The sequence below is a fragment of the Psychrobacter sp. CX90 genome, from assembly GCF_057396305.2.
In genome coordinates this window covers 1765785-1787121 of the sequence record NZ_CM182008.1, presented here as the reverse complement: position 1 = coordinate 1787121, position 21337 = coordinate 1765785, and the positions used below count along the sequence as shown (strand labels likewise).

General features: G+C 38.8%; 17 protein-coding genes. 4 read left to right on the top strand and 13 right to left on the bottom strand.

Features of this window, described 5'->3' with window-relative positions; all coding sequences use genetic code 11:
• Window positions 1-287: 287 nt before the first annotated feature.
• From AC2SLN_RS06980 to aroQ, 3 genes are all read right to left on the bottom strand, one after another.
• The gene (locus AC2SLN_RS06980) at window positions 288-1535 is read right to left on the bottom strand and encodes an NnrS family protein (protein ID WP_486550640.1); all 1248 of its coding nucleotides are present in this window, start codon (window positions 1533-1535) and stop codon (window positions 288-290) included.
• A 528-nt stretch (window positions 1536-2063) separates the two neighbouring features.
• A complete protein-coding gene (locus AC2SLN_RS06975) occupies window positions 2064-3362 on the bottom strand; it encodes an ABC1 kinase family protein (RefSeq protein ID WP_486550642.1) in 1299 nt (432 codons plus the stop codon).
• Between the two features lie 64 nt (window positions 3363-3426).
• Entirely contained in the window at window positions 3427-3915 is a 489-nt protein-coding gene (gene aroQ, locus AC2SLN_RS06970) for a type II 3-dehydroquinate dehydratase (protein ID WP_486550644.1), read from the bottom strand.
• A gap of 511 nt (window positions 3916-4426) precedes the next feature.
• Between aroQ and AC2SLN_RS06965 the strand changes: the two genes are divergently transcribed.
• Both AC2SLN_RS06965 and AC2SLN_RS06960 read left to right on the top strand, forming a co-directional pair.
• A complete protein-coding gene (locus AC2SLN_RS06965; protein ID WP_486529750.1) occupies window positions 4427-4642 on the top strand; it encodes a cold-shock protein in 216 nt (71 codons plus the stop codon).
• Window positions 4643-5126: 484 nt separating this feature from the next.
• Window positions 5127-6278, top strand: coding sequence for a DEAD/DEAH box helicase (locus AC2SLN_RS06960; protein ID WP_486550646.1), 1152 nt, complete (start codon window positions 5127-5129; stop codon window positions 6276-6278).
• 6 nt (window positions 6279-6284) lie between these two features.
• On the opposite strand, the gene AC2SLN_RS06955 is transcribed toward AC2SLN_RS06960, so the two are convergent.
• From AC2SLN_RS06955 to ilvA, 7 genes are all read right to left on the bottom strand, one after another.
• Window positions 6285-7145 carry a sulfite exporter TauE/SafE family protein gene (locus AC2SLN_RS06955; RefSeq protein ID WP_486550648.1) on the bottom strand — a complete coding sequence of 287 codons (861 nt, stop codon included), beginning with the start codon at window positions 7143-7145 and terminating at the stop codon, window positions 6285-6287.
• Window positions 7146-7286: 141 nt separating this feature from the next.
• Entirely contained in the window at window positions 7287-7544 is a 258-nt protein-coding gene (ccoS, locus tag AC2SLN_RS06950; protein ID WP_486529753.1) for a cbb3-type cytochrome oxidase assembly protein CcoS, read from the bottom strand.
• A 163-nt stretch (window positions 7545-7707) separates the two neighbouring features.
• Entirely contained in the window at window positions 7708-8475 is a 768-nt protein-coding gene (locus AC2SLN_RS06945; protein WP_486529754.1) for a YdcF family protein, read from the bottom strand.
• A 207-nt stretch (window positions 8476-8682) separates the two neighbouring features.
• Window positions 8683-9834: a UDP-N-acetylmuramate dehydrogenase gene (gene murB, locus AC2SLN_RS06940; protein WP_486550650.1), complete on the bottom strand. Its 1152-nt coding sequence runs from the start codon at window positions 9832-9834 to the stop codon at window positions 8683-8685.
• A gap of 137 nt (window positions 9835-9971) precedes the next feature.
• Window positions 9972-10484: a low molecular weight protein-tyrosine-phosphatase gene (locus AC2SLN_RS06935; RefSeq protein WP_486550652.1), complete on the bottom strand. Its 513-nt coding sequence runs from the start codon at window positions 10482-10484 to the stop codon at window positions 9972-9974.
• A 234-nt stretch (window positions 10485-10718) separates the two neighbouring features.
• Window positions 10719-11138: an RNA-binding S4 domain-containing protein gene (locus AC2SLN_RS06930; protein WP_486529757.1), complete on the bottom strand. Its 420-nt coding sequence runs from the start codon at window positions 11136-11138 to the stop codon at window positions 10719-10721.
• A gap of 282 nt (window positions 11139-11420) precedes the next feature.
• Window positions 11421-12974, bottom strand: coding sequence for a threonine ammonia-lyase, biosynthetic (ilvA, locus tag AC2SLN_RS06925; RefSeq protein WP_486550654.1), 1554 nt, complete (start codon window positions 12972-12974; stop codon window positions 11421-11423).
• A gap of 299 nt (window positions 12975-13273) precedes the next feature.
• Between ilvA and rpiA the strand changes: the two genes are divergently transcribed.
• Window positions 13274-13933, top strand: coding sequence for a ribose-5-phosphate isomerase RpiA (gene rpiA / locus AC2SLN_RS06920; protein WP_486550656.1), 660 nt, complete (start codon window positions 13274-13276; stop codon window positions 13931-13933).
• 607 nt (window positions 13934-14540) lie between these two features.
• Entirely contained in the window at window positions 14541-15161 is a 621-nt protein-coding gene (locus AC2SLN_RS06915) for a hypothetical protein (protein ID WP_486550658.1), read from the top strand.
• Window positions 15162-15366: 205 nt separating this feature from the next.
• On the opposite strand, the gene AC2SLN_RS06910 is transcribed toward AC2SLN_RS06915, so the two are convergent.
• The 3 genes from AC2SLN_RS06910 to nirB all read right to left on the bottom strand — a co-directional run bounded on the left by AC2SLN_RS06910 (window position 15367) and on the right by nirB (window position 20538).
• Window positions 15367-17004 (bottom strand): alkaline phosphatase D family protein, encoded by a 1638-nt coding sequence (locus AC2SLN_RS06910; RefSeq protein ID WP_486550660.1) that lies wholly within the window; start codon window positions 17002-17004, stop codon window positions 15367-15369.
• A gap of 345 nt (window positions 17005-17349) precedes the next feature.
• Window positions 17350-17727 (bottom strand): nitrite reductase small subunit NirD, encoded by a 378-nt coding sequence (gene nirD, locus AC2SLN_RS06905; RefSeq protein WP_486550662.1) that lies wholly within the window; start codon window positions 17725-17727, stop codon window positions 17350-17352.
• A 168-nt stretch (window positions 17728-17895) separates the two neighbouring features.
• Complete coding sequence (gene nirB / locus AC2SLN_RS06900) at window positions 17896-20538, bottom strand: nitrite reductase large subunit NirB (RefSeq protein WP_486550664.1); 2643 nt, start codon at window positions 20536-20538, stop codon at window positions 17896-17898.
• Window positions 20539-21337: the final 799 nt, after the last annotated feature.

The window sequence follows — 21337 nt, the reverse complement described above, 5'->3', positions numbered from 1 at the left end:
GGTAGAGGTAATAGGCACTATACATTAGGTGCTATGGCTTGCGAACTGTGGAACAAGCACTATGAATATATGGTTACAGTTACTTACTGTATTGTCCTACCCAAGGTTAAATTATTACGGTGTTACCTTGACCATTCACTAGCCGTACGTACTACCTACTGTATAGGATGCTCTCGGGTTTCTTGCCATAAGTTTAAAATGGTTTGGTTATAGTGTCGATACGTTATTGTTTTTTATACCGTGCATTTTAGTCTCAACTTAGAACATTCAATTTAATCTTAATAAGACTAACCGAACAGGCCATCTTTTCTTGGTCTAGACAAAATGGGAAGGTAGCTGCTACAAAATAATGCAAAACAAGCTATCCAAGCTGTTTGTGAAATCATTATCCAAGCTAGATATTGGTCTAATGAAATAATAGGCATAATGACTCTAAATAAAAACACTATTATCATTAACCAAAACATTAAAATCACAGTTTTAGGGGGATTATGGATATTTAACCCAGTGTGTCCCAGTGACACTCTAGCCATCATTGCAATAGTCATCATACCGATTCCAGAAATTGCTATTGCATGAACGGCTAAACTGTGACTAAAGTTAAACCAAGGTTGTAGGGCAAAGAGAAGAAAGCCGATACACATTCCTAAAAATGCCAAATAGAGTGACCACAACAATGGCTTTTGCCAAAGCCGAGGGTTATACCAACCCATAAGCCTGACAAAATTGACGATAAATACAGTAAATGCGCTTATGCTTATGAGATAAGGCATAGGGAAAAAGATATCTGCAAGCATGAATACAAAGAAAGAAATTAAACTTAGGATATCGAGCAGTTTGCTATTTTTTACCTTCACTTCATCCTTACTATCAAAACTTAATCCACGTTCGATAAAGAAAGGAACCACACGGCGTCCTATGGTAAGCACTACGCCTATAATTAAATAGAGTCCAACGTAGATGCCTATTCTTGTATAGTTAATATCTCCCTTATAAAAGCCATAATAACTAAGCGCATTGCCAATAATAAGTAATAACAGCTTGGAGACAATGCCTATCTGTTTATATTGCTTTACCTTTAAAACTGCATTAGCAATTGCCGTTATCATAAGCAGCATAAAAATTAAGTCGCTTAGCATTGCTAACAATAGCCATGCAGAGCTGCTGCCTATATTGATCCCTATAAATGCCCAGCTAATGCGGGCTATAGCCCAAAATATGAATATACCCATAAGGCGATAACTGTATGGCATCATTACGCCAGTCCATGTTTTAACAGCAGTGAGTAAAAACCCTGCAACAATGGCCATGGCATAGCCATACAACATTTCATGGCCATGCCAATAAAAAGGGTTTATTTTAGTCACATCTATACTGGTTTTACCGGTATATATAAACATCCAAATTAGCATAGTGATAATTGCAAAGAGGCTACCTGCGCTAAAAAATATTCGAAAACCAAAATTAAATATGGGATGTGGCGATATAGGTTGGTGTGATGGTGGCTGAATGTTTAGCACCTTTTTATTCATCATGACTTTCTTCTTAAATATATATTTAAAATGAATTTTTAATTTTATTATAGTTTAAATACATCTGATTGGATAGATTATTAAAATAAAAAACACGCAATATTGATTAGTTGTAAATATAGAAGCAAAGTTTAAAACAAAAAAAGCCTGCTGAGTAACCTCAGCAGGCTATGGAGACAAATACTATTATTGGTTTTTATTATTATTATTAGTTATCGGAATTAACTATTGAAATTAGTGATCTCCATTAACCCTTTAACTAATCAGTATTATAAACACATACTTTCAAAAAGTAAATGATTATCATTAACTTTAAAATCAAACATTATCTTACTCATCAAGGTCTATTCACTTTTTGATTGAATGGTCTATATAATAATTTTTGCATCATAAAAATGTATAAGAGCCAGTCAAGGATTTAAACTTAAAGAGTCAGATCGAAACGCCATGTGATAACCGAATATTTAACTTATAGAGTGAGCTAATAACACACAACTCTGCATGTTGATATTAGAACATAACATATGGGTATTAGAAATCGATATACTGCCTGACTAAGGGACTAAGATCAATTTCAACCCCTAAATTGACCAAATTCCAGTACTGACCTGTTACGGTACGGTTTAGCATTAGGGTGGTTGATGAGGGTTGAAATTGCTTGTAATATTTCAAACTTTGCTTAGCCTGAGCGACGGCCTCATAATGTACTTGACTGTTGCTAAAATCGAATGGCCCGGTATGGTAGGGGGCAATAGAAAGCGGTTGTAGCCCTATTTCCAACCACTGCTGATAGTATTGACCAGGTACTAGTACATCATCTTCACAACGGATTTCCATGGCGATAAGATCTTGCTCTAAAGCGGTAACGTCACCTTTAAGCGCATGTTTGGCAAAACGTATAAATAACTGCATTTCAGCATCGCTATAGGAGCGAATACCTCCAAAGTCATAGGCTATGACACTACCATCTGGGCGAAAAGCAAAATTACCTGGATGCGGATCACAATGCATACGGTACAGCTTAAATAGCTGTCCTGCACTGAAGTGAAACAGTCGCTCTGCTATTTTTTGTTTTACACTGTTTTCCCAAGTGGCAGCAACGCTCAATGATTCCCCAAGTTCTTCGGTTAAAGTTAAAATACGTCTCGTTGAATGACTTGGAATGACTTTAGGAATGATGAGTCCGGTATCATCAGCATGAAAAGCGGCAAATATGGCCAAGTTATGCGCTTCTTTTACGTAATTAAGCTCATCTTTCAGGCTATTTCTGATTTCATGAAATATCTGATCCTGTAACTCGCGACTCATATTAAGTACACCGGCCATTTTCAAAGCCATACGTACCTGTTTAAGGTCACTGTCACAGTTCTTGTCTACATCAGGATATTGTACTTTTACTACCACACGGTCGTTGTTCGGTAATACCGCTTTATGAACTTGTCCGATAGAAGCCGCAGCAAAAGGCTGTTGTTCAAAGCTTTTGAACGCTTGTTCAATTGGTTTGCCTAACTCATTTTCAACTTGTTTTTTTATTTGATGATAAGGCATGGGTGGTGCATCTTTTTGCAGTCTTTCTAAAGCCTTAGCCACCTCAGGGGGAAACACATCTTTGTATTGGGAAGCGATTTGTCCCACTTTCATCACTGCACCCTTCATCTCGCCTAACGTGTCGGCAATCTGTATACCAACATCTTGCAGCATTTCAGAACGCGCTTGATTACGTTTAGCCTCATCGCTGGACAAATGTTTAAAAGAATTTTTTGCCGCTTTACCCGCAATACTTGCGGTCATACCTGCAAGTTTAATGAATCGTTTGCCTGATGTTGCCATGGTTGCAATGCCTTGTCCGTCTAACCTAATTGTTGATAGGCTGCTAGTTATATCAGCTTATTCATTAGATGTCTGTATATTGAGCGATAAAATAACTTACGGCCATGTCATAGCCAAGATGACCTAAACCACAAATTACTCCTAAAGCGCAGTCACTAAAATATGACTGACTTCTGAAGGCTTCACGGTTGTGAATATTTGACAAGTGAACTTCAATAAAAGGTTTGTTGGTGGCGAGTAGGGCATCACGCAGCGCTACAGATGAGTGGGTAAATGCAGCGGGGTTAATGATGATACCGTCGACTTGCTCATTGCTATCAGTGAGTAGGCCATGATGCTGTATGGCATCAATTAACGCGCTCTCTGAGTTAGATTGCAGGCAAATTAACTCTATTTTGTGTGCTTGGAGCATATTGATTAAGCGAGTTTCAACCTCTTTTAGGGTGGTTGTCCCGTAAATATCGGGCTCTCTTTTACCTAATAAATTAAGATTAGGGCCATTTATAAGCAATAGTCGCCGGTTAAAATTTAAATGATTTTTGACATGGGGCATTGTAATCTCAGCTGATCAAAATGAATAAAGAGGTTTAATTAAGACAATTCTATTTTAAGAGTATACTGCTTTTAAAGTTAGGATGCCTAACGGGTTGTGTGTATTTAATTGTTTAAATAAAGGTTTAAATATTTGGTTAAATAATTATCTACTTCGCTGGTTAAAAACCTTTCTAAGTAAGCGCTAAACCTAAACCAATAGAGGTCATATATTCATATTATTACTAAACTACTATCTTAAAGTAATACAATGAATGTGAATTTTATGTTAAAACTCTTTGTGTTGTCATATTGTCATGATATGATTAGTTATAGATAATAACTATGTCAAAATGTTTCATTGGTACTATTAAATCATATTATCTTAAGAAACATGATACATAATTAATATTGTCTATCAGTGGATATCATATCCATCACAACTTACACCCAGTTTTAGCTATAAATTTAATTTATATAATTAGCAATTGGGGCTAAATTGAAGTTTATTTATTAAGTTTAGGAAGTAAATTATGTCAGCTCGTGAGCAAGGTACTGTTAAGTGGTTTAATGATTCAAAAGGTTTCGGTTTTATTCAACGCGATAGTGGGGAAGATATCTTTGTTCATTTCCGTGCTATTCAAGGCGATGGTTATCGTTCGCTTGCCGATGGTCAAAAGGTTGAGTTTATTGTTACTGAAGGCGACAAAGGCTTACAAGCTGAAGAAGTTACTAAAGTTGAAGACTAAAATTAGCCCTGTTGATTATTTATTTGATGTAGATTGCTTATTGTAACTTTTAAAAAATAAGTTGCAATGAACAAGATAGTTTTAGAAACGTTATATATTGAGTTAAATTAGATTTTTTCATATCTTTGTTTTAGACTTACTTTTGCTAAAACTCAAGTTTCTTGATTAATAACGTTTTTAATAATTAGCGATACTCTACATACTAGTAATGTTTTAAGCAAATGCTGTCTAGCAAAAATAATGTTTGCTGGTTTTGTTAGACCGCTATATGGCCGATACATTTGATCAATTTGCATATAATATGCAACTGGTCTAGTGTGTCGGCTTTTTTATTTGCGATAGTTATTATCGATAGTTGTTATCAATAATTATTACCATTCGTTATTATACTTTTTTATTATTAAGGTTTGATATACTTAGGGTGGTTAATGAATATAATGAATTCGAAGTTGTATTAACGGGTATTTAAGCATAAGGAAGTTCAGTGGATAAGTTTATTAAATTTAGTGATTTGGCATTAAGTAATAGTATCTTGAAGTCCACGAGTGACCTTGGTTTCACGGAGCTGACGCCAATACAATCGCAAATCCTACCCTATACCTTAGCTGGACAAGATGCCATTGGTCAAGCGCAGACAGGCACTGGCAAAACGGCTACATTTTTGATCACTATCATCGAGGCTTTATTAGCAAAGCCTTTTGATAAGGATGAACCTCGTTATATCGGCGAACCGCGTGCTTTGATATTAGCCCCAACCCGTGAACTTGCCAATCAGATTTTTGAAGATGCCCTTATATTGACTCGTCACACGCAGCTGCATAGTGTCTGTGTGATGGGTGGCATTGATTATGAGCAGCAAAATCACCAGCTTGAAAAGGCGTTTACGGATATTTTAATAGCAACACCCGGTCGTCTGATTGATTTGATTCATAAAGGTTTTGTCTTTTTAGATCGTATTGAGGTCTTTGTGCTGGATGAAGCAGACCGAATGTTAGATATGGGTTTTATACCTGATATTAAGCGTATTATTGGGTATATGCCTGCCAATACAGATAGACAAAGTCTTTTATTTTCAGCCACATTTAATCAAGATGTAATGAATTTAGCTTATCAATGGTTACTAAACCCAATATTTATTGAGATTGAGCCAGAACATAAAACCAGTGATTTGGTAGAGCAAAAGTTTTATTTGCTTACCGAGTCTGATAAATATAAGGCACTGTCTCAAATATTGGACGATGAAAGTTCAGAAAAAGTGATCGTTTTTGCTAATCGAAAAGATCAAGTTAAACAACTCTATAATCGATTAAATAAAGATTATAATGTGGTTATGCTTTCTGGAGATGTTGAACAGAACAAAAGAGAGCGTTATTTAGATAGATTTAAGAATGGTGAGGCTAAAGTATTAGTAGCTACTGACGTGGCGGGGCGAGGCATTCATGTAGATGATGTCAGTCATGTGGTTAATTATACCTTACCCGATCAACCAGATGATTACGTTCATCGAATTGGTCGTACGGGACGAGCAGGCCAAACAGGTATTAGTATCAGTTTTGTTAGTGAAGATGATGCGTTTAACCTGCCAGCGTTAGAAACGCATCTTGACACAAAATTAAAGTTAGAACAATTTAATTAGACTTTCTTAGTTTGTGCTATGTGACATATCATGATGACTATCGTTAGTCATGGTATGAGGCTCAGCGTCGTGACTCATTGGTGCATGGCTTTCCATATTGGAATGATCCATACCTTCATGGTTCATAGTTGAGTGATTCATCGTTGTGTTATCACTTACCATAGCTTGATGAGAATGTTGCATATGACCATGATGCATGTTTTTCATTAACATAGGCAAGGCAATAACCGCCAAACCAGATAGAATCATAATGACGCCATTAATTTGACGCAATCTAAACTTCCCTATTTGCTTGTGTAACCAGCCGACTGTTTCTTGCGTAGCAACTAACATGGGCACTGTGCCTAGCCCAAAAGCGAACATGATTAAAGCAGCAGTTGAGACGCTTCCGCCAACCACAGCCATCAATAATGCACCATAAACCAGACCACAGGGTAAAAACCCCCATAATAAACCAGCAGTTAAGGCTCTTGGGAAGGTGGTTAATGGAAAAACCTTTTGACGAACTGGCGCTAGCTTTTTCCAAAGTCTTGCACCAACTTTTTCCAGACTATTCAAAAATCGTAGTCCAAGCATCGATAGTCCAATAATTACCAGCACAACACCCAGCAATATTCTTGGCGTGGCGTTACCCATCATCAGGGGTTCCAGAACTTTAGTACCTATTAAACCTGCGATTACCCCTAATATTGAATAGCTAATTAAGCGGCCAAAGTGATAAGTTGCAATGAGGCCACGTTTTTTTAACGGGCTGACTTCGTTCATCGATAAACCAAACGCAGTAACAATACCACCACACATACCTAGACAGTGCGGCGAACCAAAAAAACCCATAGCGAAAGCGGCGGCAAGTAATGGGGCTGACATACAATGAATCCTAATTAATGAAGTTCAGTAAAATAAGATACGAACTTTATGAGAGGTAGGCCGAGTGTTTTATACAGTGATTAATTTAATGTTTTAACTCAAAGCAATCAAAAATTAGATCTGTACAACAAAAATTGATCATCAGTTATCAAGGTTGTTATTCAGGTTCTGATCTTTATTATTTGATTGCTTGGTTTTATCTTGATCTTCTGTTGGTATTTTAATTTCGGCCTTGGCGTTTAATGCTTGGCGACGCTCTTGCCTATCGTCCAAAATAACCCGCTGGGAAGCGTTATCTAAATCTTCGAATTGATTAGATCTAACAGCAAAGCGTACTGCCCATATGCCCACGACAAATAACATCAGGCTGAGCGGTATTAATAAATACATACTTTCCATAAACTCTCCAACATTGCTTATAGCAAAGTAGATGGTACAACGGATTTTTTAAAAAATAAGACCATTAAGGCAATAGGGTATTTTAGCATCTATTGCATTCAAACTAAATTGATTGTTTAGAGTAATTCTTAAATAAAACAAATTAATCTAACACATATGCTTATTACAATGCTTCATTTGAATTAGGCTTACGACTTTTCATCAATGTATTGAGGCTAACCTCTTCAGCAGTACGGCAGTTTTTTTGAGGGATGAAAATGTCACGAACGTATGCAGCTAACTCATATATAGTACGTCGGGAATGTATTAGATTCTGCTTAGGGTTTGCCCATCCTTTTTTTGCAGGTAATGGCGCGACGAGAGGGGTTGAGCGAATACCATTCAATGCAAACTGGCGACGTGCTCGAGTCATATGATAGGCATCAGTAATGAGATAGACATTCGATAGGTTCAATCGTTTGGCAGTAAAGCGGGCGTTTTCACAAGTATTCATGCTCGCATTTTCAGTGATAATGTTATGAATATTATTTTCTAATAGCCAGTCACTCATCCAGGGGGATTCTACGCCTGTTAATACAATAGGCAGTGGTAAGTGCTTATAGTTAATATATGCCGTGTGGACTCGGCTTAAGCTATACTGATTTAACACGATGGCGCTTTGTGATTGAGCTTTATCAGCCTCTAACTTCGAAGATTGGGGCTTCATATATTCATCATTATTAGGTTTTAACTCGGTTAAACCTCCACCTAAAACAACATAGGCAGAGGGAATATCCTCCAATATTAATTGACTATTATTATGAGGCGCAGGGTTTTCTATGAAATTTGTCTTAATAGTAAAATTCTTTTGATGTTTGTGTGCATCTGGAATGGGTAACTTATTGAGTAAAGATAGCCCTGCTGAGGAAAAAATGGGGGTAAATAAACTCAAGTATAATATGACAGATATCATTGCTGCGATAAAGAGACAACAAAACAGTCGCCTTATTAGACATAAAGTATATTGTTTGAGGGCAGTCCACATGGCGAGCAAGCCTTAATGCCTTATTAAATTAAGTGATTTAAAAGAAAAGTCATCATTCAACAGGAAAGTCAGGATTTGAAATGAACTTTGCAATAAATGTTTGTATGCAAGGGTCTAAGGTACTGTCTCATAACTGGCAACTCTATCTACCCATACAGGTTCACGCTCCAAGCTTATATTATATTTATCTTTAATCACTTGTTGGATGACCTGTTGAGTTACGAAAACGTCATGTTGGGTAGCGGGTTTATTTACGCTAGCCTTTGCATGGTTAACCAAAACTAAGGCTTGTTTATCATGAGTTAAGATGGGGTTTATACCCTGTCCTTTTAAGCCTGCATTATCTATTAACCAGCCAGCTGCTACTTTAGTGTGTGTATCGTCAACTGTGTGGCCCACAATACTAGTATAAACTTCTTTGAGCGCTAAAAACTGTTGAGTAGGTATGACAGGGTTTTTAAAAAAGCTGCCACAGTTAGGCAGTTGACTGGGGTCAGGAAGTTTGGATTGACGGATATGAATAATGGCCTGCATAACATCAGCTGGTGTCATGTTGCCTACTGAACTGTCTTTAGATGGACTTGTACTTCTGTCATTAGCGTAGCTTGATGCCAGTGTGGCTACATCGCCATAATCCACTTTTACTTTGTGACTATCTTTATGAAGGCGAAAACCAACCCGAGTTATGAACCACTGACCAGCCTCACGCTTAAATTTACTATCACGGTAACCAAACTCACACGCATTAGTATCAAACTCATGCCAACTTTGAGTAGGCAAATGATAAGCACGTACATGAGTTAAGCAATCCTCCAACTGCACGCCGTATGCACCAATATTTTGTACTGGAGCAGCTCCCGTTAGGCCAGGAATTAAAGCAAGATTCTCAAGGCCAAACCAGCCTCTGTTCACGGTAGAGACCACAAGCTCATGCCAAATTTCACCTGCCATTACCTCAATGTCAACATACTCTGGCGTTTCCAACAAAACGTTAATGCCCTTCATGGTTGGTTTTATAACAGTGACATCAAGTTTTGGCGGCAACAGAACATTACTACCACCAGATAAAATAAACATTGGCTTGCCAAGATTTATGAGTTGACCAATAACCAAATCGACATCGGTTTCCTCACTCAACGTTATGAACTGCTCAGCTATGCAGGCAAGACGCATGGTATTCAAAGTTAACAAATCTGCATTATGTAACTGTTTAGAGCACGCATTGTTTACATTGGTAGGAGCAGAGACTGAGATGTGTTTGGTCATAAAATATTTATACCATAAGAGGGATATATCTATAATTTAAATAAAGTATAGGCACTTTACTTTAAATGCTGCGATGTTAACCTTGTTTTCTTGCCATTTTAACGATATCAATAGTCATGTTGTTGAGCTAACATTAGTCAAACTCTCCAGCTATCAATCCAGGCATCAACAGAGGATTCAATACGAGTAATGACATCGTCAAATCCTTCAGGGCCTCCTAAATATGGGTCAGGCACATTTTGTTTATAGTAGCTTTGGTCAACTTCGCTTAATAAAGTGAGTGTCGCGAGAGACTCCTGAGGATACAATTTGGCAGCACTGTCCTTGATAACTTCAAGATCAGCTAAGTTTTGAGCATCCATGGCTAGCACTAAATCAAAGTCGTAGAAGTCTTTAGGGCTTACTTGACGAGCCACTAGCTTGCAAATATTGTAGCCGTGTTCTTTAGCATGCTTTTGCGCACGTGGGTCAGGGTTACAGCCAATATGCCAGTCGCCTGTGCCTGCTGAATCAACTTTCATTGAGAGACCTGCAATGGCAGCTCGCTGACGCAGAATTTCTTCAGCAGTGGGGGAGCGACATATATTACCAAGACAAACCATTAAAACAGATTTGGGTGCTGAATTAGAAACTGATTTAGAAATAGGCATTAGCTACTCATGTTTAAAGGGAGGTGCAAAAAAAGGTTGGTGTATTATTGTCACTTAAATAATCCACTATTTTAACAAGCTTTTCATGCCAACAGTAGGGCTTAGTTATTTAAGTTAGCTATTTAAGTGAGTAATGGTAAGTGAGTAATGGTAAGTAAGTTATGTGAGCAAGTCATTAATATCAGCTAAATTTTGCGAGCAGATTATTTAAAAGTACCCACTATAATATAAGATTTAATCGTTTTGATATCTAAAGCGTTTTAAGTCGCGGCGCTGTTTTTTGTTTGGCTTTGTATCAGGTCGAGCCAAATTAGCCAACTTGCGCTGCTCAGCGTAGAACTCACGCCGTTTGATACTTTCTTCAGTTTCTTCATAGAGTGTTTGGGCAATCGTAGCATTACCCCGCTGGGTAGATAATGCTTTTACGATGATGCTTTTTTCACTCATACTTGTGGCTGAGCCTTGACGAATGGTTAGCTCATCGCCAACGCTGATTTCTTTACTGGTTTTCACTCGGCTTCCTGCAAAGTGTACCTTACCACCTTCAATTGCTTGTTTAGCAAGATTCCGAGTACGATAAAAACGTGCTGCCCATAGCCACTTATCTAAGCGCACTTTAGCGGTAGATGCAGGCGTATTTTGTTGTTTCGACATAGTATGCTTTTAATGTTTACCTTGTATGAGTTACCTTATAAATATAAATCTGAACTTTTTTAAAGTATAGTCGGTCAAATTGTAAAACTCTACGGTGTTAACCTTTAGCCTACCATTATCGTACTATTACTCGGTTGTCTTGCATCGATTTTTAAGGGCTTTAGTTATAGCCTAACTAAGCAAGTTGGTTAAAATGTTTATTCTAAAATATCAGTCCTATTATAGAATAAACATTTTAACGTATTATCGTACTTGTTTAAACGAGTTAGTCTAGATGCTAACTTATTTTAAAAACATTTGATAACCCACGTTATCAGTCACAGGAGTACATTCATATCCAATATCTTGAAGCGTATCTTGTAGCGCGCGCGAGTTGGTATCAGAGGCTTGTAGCCCCACCAATACCCGACCATCGGCTGCCCCGTGGTTTCGGTAATGGAACAAGGTGATATTAAAATCTTGACCCAGCTTTTCTAAAAAGTTTAACAATGCTCCTGGACGTTCAGGAAAACTAACCTTAAAGATTTGCTCATCCTCTACGCCAGCATGGCCACCGATTAAGTAGCGTATATGAGATTTAGCAATGTCATCATCGGTTAAGTCTTGAGCGTCATAGCCAGATTCCTCTAAAGTAGTGGCAATGATTTGACGTTCTTTTTCGCCTTCTTTTAGCGCAATGCCGACAAATATTGTGGCAGGCTGTAGAGAGTCAGGTGCTTTATTACTACGAGTGCGATAATTGAATTCAGTAATATTACGACCTTTTAAACTACGACAAAACTCCAAGAAAGCGCCTGTGCGTTCTGGAAGCGTGACAGCAAAAATAGCTTCTTTTTTCTCGCCAATTTCTGTACGTTCAGCAATATAGCGTAATCTGTCAAAGTTCATATTAGCGCCAGAGATAATGGCAACACAGTTTTTATTGGTTATATGGTGCTTCATTAGGAACTTTTTCATGCCAGCAAGTGCCAGAGCTCCAGACGGCTCAACGATGGTGCGGTTCTCTTCAAATACATCTTTAACGGCAGCACAAACTTCGTCATTGCTACAAGTAACCACCTCAGACTCAATTAATTTACCTGAGCCATCGTTTTTTTGCATATTGACCACCTGAAAGGGTAGGTCGCCAATTTGAGCAACTGCGGTACCATCAACAAATAAACTAACTTGGGGTAAGATAACCCGTTCGTTGGCGTCAAGTGCAGCCTTTAGACTCGCTGCACCCTCTGGCTCCACAGCGATGACTTTAACGTGAGGTGCCACATCTCCTAGAAAAGCAGCAATACCAGCAATGAGACCACCCCCACCTACAGGCACAAACACATAGTCCATATCTCGCCATTGCTGATTGATTTCAAGGCCAATAGTACCTTGACCTGCGATGACCAGCTCATCATCATAAGGTGGAATATAGGTCAGCCCTTCTTTTTTTGAACGCTCAATAGCATATCGGTTAGTAATATCGAAACTATCACCATATAGATCTACATTGCCGCCTAATGCTTTCACAGCTTCTATTTTTATCTCAGGCGTCGTGGTAGGCATCACAATAATACTGTTAAGGCCAAGTTTACTGGCCGAGAACGCAACCCCTTGCGCATGGTTGCCGGCTGAAGCACAGATAACGCCGCTGGTTTTTTCTACATCAGATAACTGGCTAATACGATTGTAGGCACCGCGTAGTTTAAATGAAAATACAGGCTGCAAATCTTCACGCTTTAAGCGGATATCGTTGTTAAAACGAGAGGATAGTTTTGGGGCGATGTCCAAAGGGGTTTGTATAGCGGCTTCATATACAGTTGCTTGAAGAATGTTGCGAACCCAATTTGATAACATAGATAATCCTGCGAGACTCGATTTAAAGAAATTTTAATAACTGATAAGCCTATGCTGTTTTTAGCAATCGTGCAAGGTTTAGGCTTCAATTAACCTATGCCAATTGGTTATTACCCTTATAATTAAAGATTAATTGCTTACCCCCACTAGATTTATTATCTATTAGACAGGTATTCATATGCTTTAAAAATAATGAAGGTTAAATCACTAAAATATAGCTGTATAATGAAGTAAGGTATTTACCAGCAAACCCAACTACAACATGCAGAACCTTATAATTAACATTTAATGGGGCAAATATGAGTGAACAATTGAAACTGAAGCAAGAAGTCGCTAAAGCGGCACTTAAGTACATTGATGATGGTATGGTTTTAGGTGTGGGAACAGGGAGTACGGTCAACTGTCTGATTGACTTATTACCACAAGTTAGGCTAAAAGGTGCGGTTGCTAGTTCAAAAGTTACTCAAAATAAACTTGAAGCCCTAGGTATTGAGGTAATGGATTTAAATATTACAGGCGAGCTTGACTTGTATATTGATGGTGCTGATGAAGTAAATCCAAACCTACAGCTTATCAAAGGCGGAGGTGGGGCGCTCACTCGTGAAAAAATAGTGGCGGCAGCTTCAAAGATTTTTTTATGTCTTGTTGATGACAGTAAGTGGGTTACTCAACTTGGGCGTGAGTTTCCAGTACCTATTGAGGTATTGCCACAGGCCCGATCTTATGTGGCACGAGAGCTTGTTAAACTAGGGGGAGAGCCTGTTTACCGTGAAGGCTTTGTCACTGATTATGGCAACGTTATTTTAGATACTTATTACCTTGATATTCAAAATGCCAGCAATATGGAAAAAACACTCAATAATATCGTTGGTGTCGTGTGTAATGGTATTTTTGCCGCCAATCAAGCAGACACACTATTAATAGCAAAGTCTAGCGGTGTAGAAGCAGTGACCAGATAACATTAGGGTATTACTAACTTTAGCGAATTTAGCGAATGTTGCAGAGTGAGTATTAATAAAATTCAACATATACGCTGATAAAATAACAGGGCAGAGGATGCCAATACATTCTACCTTCTGACTATAACTCATCTCTATCTCTCAATAGATTGCAAGAGATGAGTTATAAGCAGGTTTAACGACTGCAATTTGTCTTCAATAAGGGCAAGTATAAAGGTGCTTGAGTTATCTTGTGCAACCCCTTTTTTTCATCAATACATTCTTATACCGCTTATCTTATAGCTCCCACAACTCTTATAGCTCTCATGATATCGATTATCGCTAGCAAAACAATGAAACAATGAAATATTGCTAAGATGTCAGACAAGCTTAACTCACATCATGACGCCTATTTTATGGTTTTATTATGATGATTTTATATTTATACATCTCATAAAGCTGCTCAACTGCTAGATTTATTTATAATCTAAGTCAACCTATAAAATGTAACTAAACTGTACAAAATAACTTATTAAGACACGATAAATGGTATAATAAGCAATTATTTTAACAAATTAACTATATAAATTTTAGTATTAAAGATTGGTGTTAAAAAAAGGGGCACTGTTTGAAATCTAAATTACCATCAGAACCTCTTGTATTGAGTTTCTTCTTACTTACGCTCATTATAAGCGCCTGCAAACCTTTGAAGTCCGAAGAAGGGGATTGGAAGGATGTGTCTATAGTGGGTTTGCCTGAAATTTCTGAGGGGTACTTGACTCAATCAAATGCTCCCATCAGCCCAATTATCGCAGATAAAAATGACTATGATGTTAGGATGCCTGAGGTGGTACAGTCAGTGCAGATACCCTCTAAAGCAGACGAAACAAAAGAAGCATTTTTAGAGTCTTTGGAGATAAGCCAAGCCCGCTTTGCTGCCCGTCGCCACGATAAATGTCCTAAGCTAATTACCACGGAAGTAGATTTAGACAGAATTGTTAGAACCAAGGAAGTCTTAAAAAAGAACTATTGCGATTATTTTATTTTCGCTAGTAAAGGCGATCGTATTACTGTTGACGTTCAGCCAGACGACTTTGAAGCTGTCTTAATATCACCCGTTACACATCACTTCTCAAACAGTAGCTTTGAAGTTGAACAAAATGACAAATATGTGGTGCGAGTAAGTTATGAAGGCAGCGAATATCGCAACGGTCCGCTAACATATGATATTGTGGTAGAGCTAAACTAGCGTAGACGATAGAGGCGGGTAATTTAGTTTATCAACTTTATCCTTCTTTAACTTTATCCTGCTTTGATGTTGTAAACCATGGCCTGAAGATGAGTCCTTTTTAGGGCTCATCTTTTTTGTCCTTGTATTAAATGCCTTAAAAGCAGCACCATAACTGCTATAGTTAAATTAATGCTAAAGATGCAGTCTTAAACGGCTCATCACTCTAAGACAGCTGAGACTTTTTAATACCGACTGCTCTTTTGCTCGGCGATAGCGAAGGTGGGTTAAACATCGGCGCTGTTTGTTGACCTTCGATCAGATGATTGGTATCAACCTGCGTGTACAACCCTTTGGCATAATAGCAATTGGCATTGCGGCGAATTAGGGTCCTCACGAAATACCATTCACATTGGAATTTTTGTTCGGTAATATCAAGAAGCATATAGCCATGGTCAAATTGGTTATTAAACTTTTGATGCGGGTTGAGTAGGGGGCCGGCAATTTCAGGAAAGGTGCCTGAAGTGAGGGCGGGGCAGACAAACTCTACCGCAATTGAGCCTTTACCTGTATCTGAGTTATACGTTTGTTTATTAAAGGGATCTTGGCATATATCAAACGCGAATGAAGCGTGATAATCACCGGTTATAACTACGGTGTTGTTAATTTTATTAATGTCAATAAAATCTAGCAGTCGCTTACGAGCGCTGGCATAACCATTCCATAAATCACTAGAAAAGGTGGCAGAACTGCCTTTGAAGGGCGCAAGAATAATTTGCTGACCCAAGACCTGCCAAGTTGACCCTCGATGTTTACTCTTTAAAAGATTTAGATAAAGCCAGTTTTCTTGCTCAAGCCCTAACAGTTGTCGTTCTGGCTCGTTACTGGCTGCCGCATCAGGCTTTTGACGGCCAAAAATACGAGTATCAAGCATGTTTAAATCAAAGAGCTTGCCAAATTCAAAGCGCCTATAGATACGGAGCTGGGGGTCGAGTTCATTGCTGGTATCACTGCGAATAGGCATCCATTCATGATAGGCGCGAACCGCTGCCATTTTACGTTCTATATAATCGCCTTCTGTTGCTTGGTGATTTTGCGCACCGTCTTTCCAAGCGTCATTTGCAATTTCATGATCATCCCAAACAACAATGAAGGGGTGCTGACGGTGGCATTCTTGCAAATCAATATCGGTGCGATAACAGGCGTATCGACGACGATAATCCTCTAAGCTAATAATCTCGTGCTTAGGGTCTAAGGGTCGTTTACTAATGAGGAAAGGGTCACAGTAAAACCCTTGCTGATGTTCGTAGATATAATCACCTAAATGTAGGACAGCGGTTATATCAGGTTGGCTGGCAATATCGGCATAGCCATTGAAGTAGCCAAAGCCATAGTTAGAGCATGAGACGACGGCCAAACGTATGCGTTCAACCTCATTAGCGGGTGTATCGGGATGAGGGATTGTGCGAGTTCGACCTACAGGAGAAATATATCCTAGTGCTTCGAAGGCGTAGTAATAGGTGGTGTTCGCTTCAGGCAGAAGAGGGTCAACCTTAACCGTAAAATCAGTTTCAAGGCTGGCGGTGGTTTTACCTTTTGCGACGACATTTTTAAATTCTGGATCGGTTGCAACCACATAACCTACTGGAATAACAGGGGCATCAATACTGCCATCATTGGTAATTCGTGTCCATAATATCACTCTGTCATATAAGGGGTCGCCGCTAGCAACACTATGCAGAAAAGGCATAGCACCCTCATAGCCTAAATCATCTATGTCAGGTAAGCAGGCAGTCAGTTGGGTAAGGACAGCACTTGCTAGAGTAACTTGGCCACTTAGCTTCAAAAAATCACGTCTTTTCATTATTAACGCCTTAATTTTAAAAGATATAATATTATAAGCGTATCATAATACTTAAATATATCAGTTAGATGAAATCAAAAATGCTAATTAAAGGTAGGTAGTAGAAGGTAGGTAAAAAGTTAAATTTTATCCCAAAACCCCTATCTTTCGACATTTTTGATTAATTTAATGAAATAGTAATTATACTAAGCTAACCTTAAGCTAAATCAAGGTCTATAAGTAAATTATCGTACTTTTAAACACTCCAGCTTTGAAATAATGTGACCTTCAAATATTAGGGCTTTCAAATAAGCAAGACTTTAAAACTGAAACCTTACTTTGATTCAATATTCATTATTTAAACTATTAAGCGGGCACCTCATTTTTTAAACTGATTAACACGCTATCTCCTTCAAGGGCAACAGGGAAGATGCTTAGCTTAACGCTGTCATCATCTAAGCATTGACCCGTGGCCAAGTCAAAGCGTTGTTTGTAGATGGGAGAGGCGACATAAAGGGTCTCACCCTTATCGATGCTTCCGTCTTCACGCTGTATTTTATTCATAGTGCTGCCAATTAGACCTCGAGATAGCACATTGGCTTTGCTAAAAGGATCAAAATTATCAATGGCAAACAGTTCGTCATTTTTAGTGCGAAATATAGCCACTTGTTTACCTTCAAATAGGGCGCAAACACCGCCATCTGGGATAATGTCATTAAGCTTACAAATAAGTTGATTGGTCATAAGACTGTCCTTTATAGTGTGTTGTTCAATAGGAGGCGCAACTTATCACCGGATCTAATATATGACAATAAGTTGCATGAAAATAAGTTATGTGAGGATAAGTGCCCTAAACAGTGGGATAGTTAGGCAATGTGATAAGATAACGTGACTTAACTTAGTGACGACGTATTAAACCGTTGCTTCCAGTGTTTTCCTTTCGGTTTCAGTAGCTGGGCGAATTTGCTTACGCTCAGTCACAAATACGACGTTGTCATCACCGAGTTCACTGTTTACAAAATGACGAAAGCGTTTGAGTTTCTCTTTGTCGGTAATGGTCGCCTTCCATTCGCAAACATAGTTGTCAACGAGGAGCTGCATTTGATCTTCAAGCTCTTGGGCGATGCCGAGGCTGTCGTCGATGATGACCTGTTGTAAATAATCGAGACCGCCATCCAAGCTTTCACGCCATTTTGAGGTGCGTTGCAATTTATCGGCAGTTTTGATGTAAAACATGGTAATGCGGTCGATATATTTAATTAGAGTATCCGTATCAAGGTCAGTAGCAAATAGCTCGCCATGACGGGGCACCATGCCGCCATTTCCGGCAACATAAAGATTCCAGCCATTTTCGGTAGCAATTACCCCAAAGTCTTTTGATTGGGCTTCGGCACATTCACGAGTACATCCTGATACCCCCATTTTAATTTTATGCGGTGAGCGTACGCCTTTATATCGGTCTTCCAGCGTTAGGGCTAGGCCAACACTGTCAGCCACTCCATAACGGCACCAGTTATTACCCACGCAGGATTTAACGGTGCGTAACGATTTGCCATAGGCGTGCCCTGTTTCAAAGCCAGCATTGACTAAGCGTTCCCAGATATCTGGCAGTTGTTCAAGACGAGCACCAAATAAGTCCACACGCTGACCGCCTGTAATTTTGGTATACAGGTTAAAGTCTTTGGCGACTTGGCCTAATACTATTAGCTTGTCAGCCGTTATTTCCCCGCCAGCCACACGGGGTACAACAGAGTAGGTACCATCTTTTTGAATATTACCAAGGTAGTAATCATTAGTCTCTTGTAGAGGGGCTAGTTCTGTTTTTAATATATAGTCGTTCCAACAAGAAGATAATATAGAGGCAACAGCAGGCTTGCATATTTCACAGCCGCGGCCATGACCATGACCTGTCAGCAGCTCATCAAAGGTCTTATAGCCATGCACACGTACCAAGTTATATAAATCTTGACGAGAGTAATCAAAATGCTCACATAAGTTATTATTCACTTCAAATCCAAGTTCGGTAAGCTGATACGCTAGAATATCTTTTACCATTGGCGCGCAGCCACCACACCCTGTGCCCGCTTTAGTCTCACTTTTCACATCTATTAAAGAATACGAGCCATTATCTACGGCGTTGCATATAGCGCCTTTGCTGACATTGAAGCATGAACAAATGGTTGCGGTATCGGGTAGGTTATCAACACCCATTGCCGGTTTTTCGACATTAGGTAAAATTAAACTTTCAGGATGTAAGGGCAAGTCTATATCATTTAAGAATAGTTGTAATAGGTTGTTATAATCTTCTGTGTCGCCAACCATTACCGCACCCAGTAGCTTTTTATTATCGCTACTAGTAACCAATTTCTTATAAATGCCTTCATTGGGATTTTGATAAACATAGCTTAGGCAACCCTCAGTTTTGCCTTGAGCATCACCGATACTGCCTACGTCAACACCCATCAATTTAAGCTTGGTACTCATGTCAGCACCAGTGAAGGTTTTGTCAGTCTCTCCGGCAATTTGAGCAGCACAAATGCTTGCCATTGTGTAACCAGGCGCAACTAAACCAAATATTTTATTTTCCCAAACTGCACATTCGCCAATGGCATAAATGTCACCATTGTTAGTCTGACAATGGTTGTCAATTAATATGCCGCCACGTTCGCCTATCTGCACGCCGCACTCAGGATTATTTTTCATGATGGCATCTTGTGGCCGTATACCGGCACTAAATACAATCATATCGGTATCGAGCTCAGTACCGTCGGTAAATTGCATAGTAAGACAGGTTTCTTTAACTAGGTTTACTTCGTCTTGTTTGTCTTTTTGGTGAATATCGTAGTTAAGTGACACACGGCGATTATGAATAATCTCTTTGGTGTTTTTACCTGTTAAAACGGTAACCCCTAAAGCCTCAATTTTCTTTTTAAGTATTTCGCCGCCCGCAGGGTCAAGCTGAACCCCCATCAGCTGTGGAGCAAATTCTACTACGTAGGTTTCAAGGCCAAGGGTAACCAATGCTTTAGCCGCTTCAAGACCGAGTAAACCACCCCCCACCACCACGCCTTTCTTGACATTTGGCTGCTCAGCTACTTCTAAAATGTTATTTAAGTCAGCAATGGTTCGATATACCTGACAATGTGAATGGTCTCTGCCTTCGATAGGTGGAACAAAGGGGTAGGAGCCTGTGGCTAATACCAGCTTGGCATAATCTACTTTATCACCTTGTGCGGTAGTAATGGTTTTGCGGTCACTATCAATATCGACAATGCGCTGTTGCAGATGGAGCGTAATGTTTGCTGATTCATAATCTGCTAAGTCGACTAGGTTTAGTTTACTGGCATCTTTGTGTTCAAAATAGCTTGAGAGATAAACACGATCATAGGCAGGACGATCTTCTTCTGCAAATACATGAATGTCGTATTGTTTGTTTAAGCCAAGTTCAATTGCTTTTTCAATAAAATGATGGCCGACCATTCCATTACCGACAATAATTAATTTGCCTTGTGACTCTTCATTATTTGCTGTGTTACTCATAGTTGCCTTACTCATGTTTATATCCTTTAGGTAGAGGTTAGGTGGCAGGCTCAATAACTCTTAAGGGGGAGTTTGTTGTCAGGGTTAGGTTGTGATAAGGAATGACCTGTTGTATGAATGGCTAGTGGTAAAGGGAGGCTTGCTACCTAGTGCCTATCTTAACTGCATTCAATATTCGTGCCAGTGGTTATAAAAGGCGAAATGGCCGTCATGAAAGTCAGTTTGTCATAACACTGATAAATTATAAGATTAGGGAGTTGGTCAATAGGTATTAGGCCTATTTATAAAGGGTTTTAAAGCATGAGGAAAAATGATAGTACAGTCAGAAGGTAGGGAATTATATTAATTTACGTTAGAAAGGGAAAAAAGAATCGGCAATAGTTTAATTGCACTATATTGATGCTTAATTCGTATTTAGCTGTGCTTTTGCGCTTTTAAAGTGCATTTTATTGAGTTGATATCAAACTATAGACGTTATCAATAACGATTAGTAATAAATGTATTACTGATTAATATAAATAGGTGTTATCAGCAGGTTGATAAAGAGCATAAATCTTGTCGAAACCTAGATACTGTATAGGAGAAATATTAAAGTTTAATCATGCACTCAGATTAGCTGCTTAGACTATATGCAATAAGTAGGAATGCATTCGCGAATAGGTTCTAGATAGGATGATTACGAAAATTTTTTTCATACTAATTAACCAGAAATAGAGGCAGGAGGCAATATAAATAAGGACTATGAGAAGGCACTATATATAGCATACGAAGGGGTTTAGATATTGTGATTCATCAATTAAAAAAGCGGGTGGCA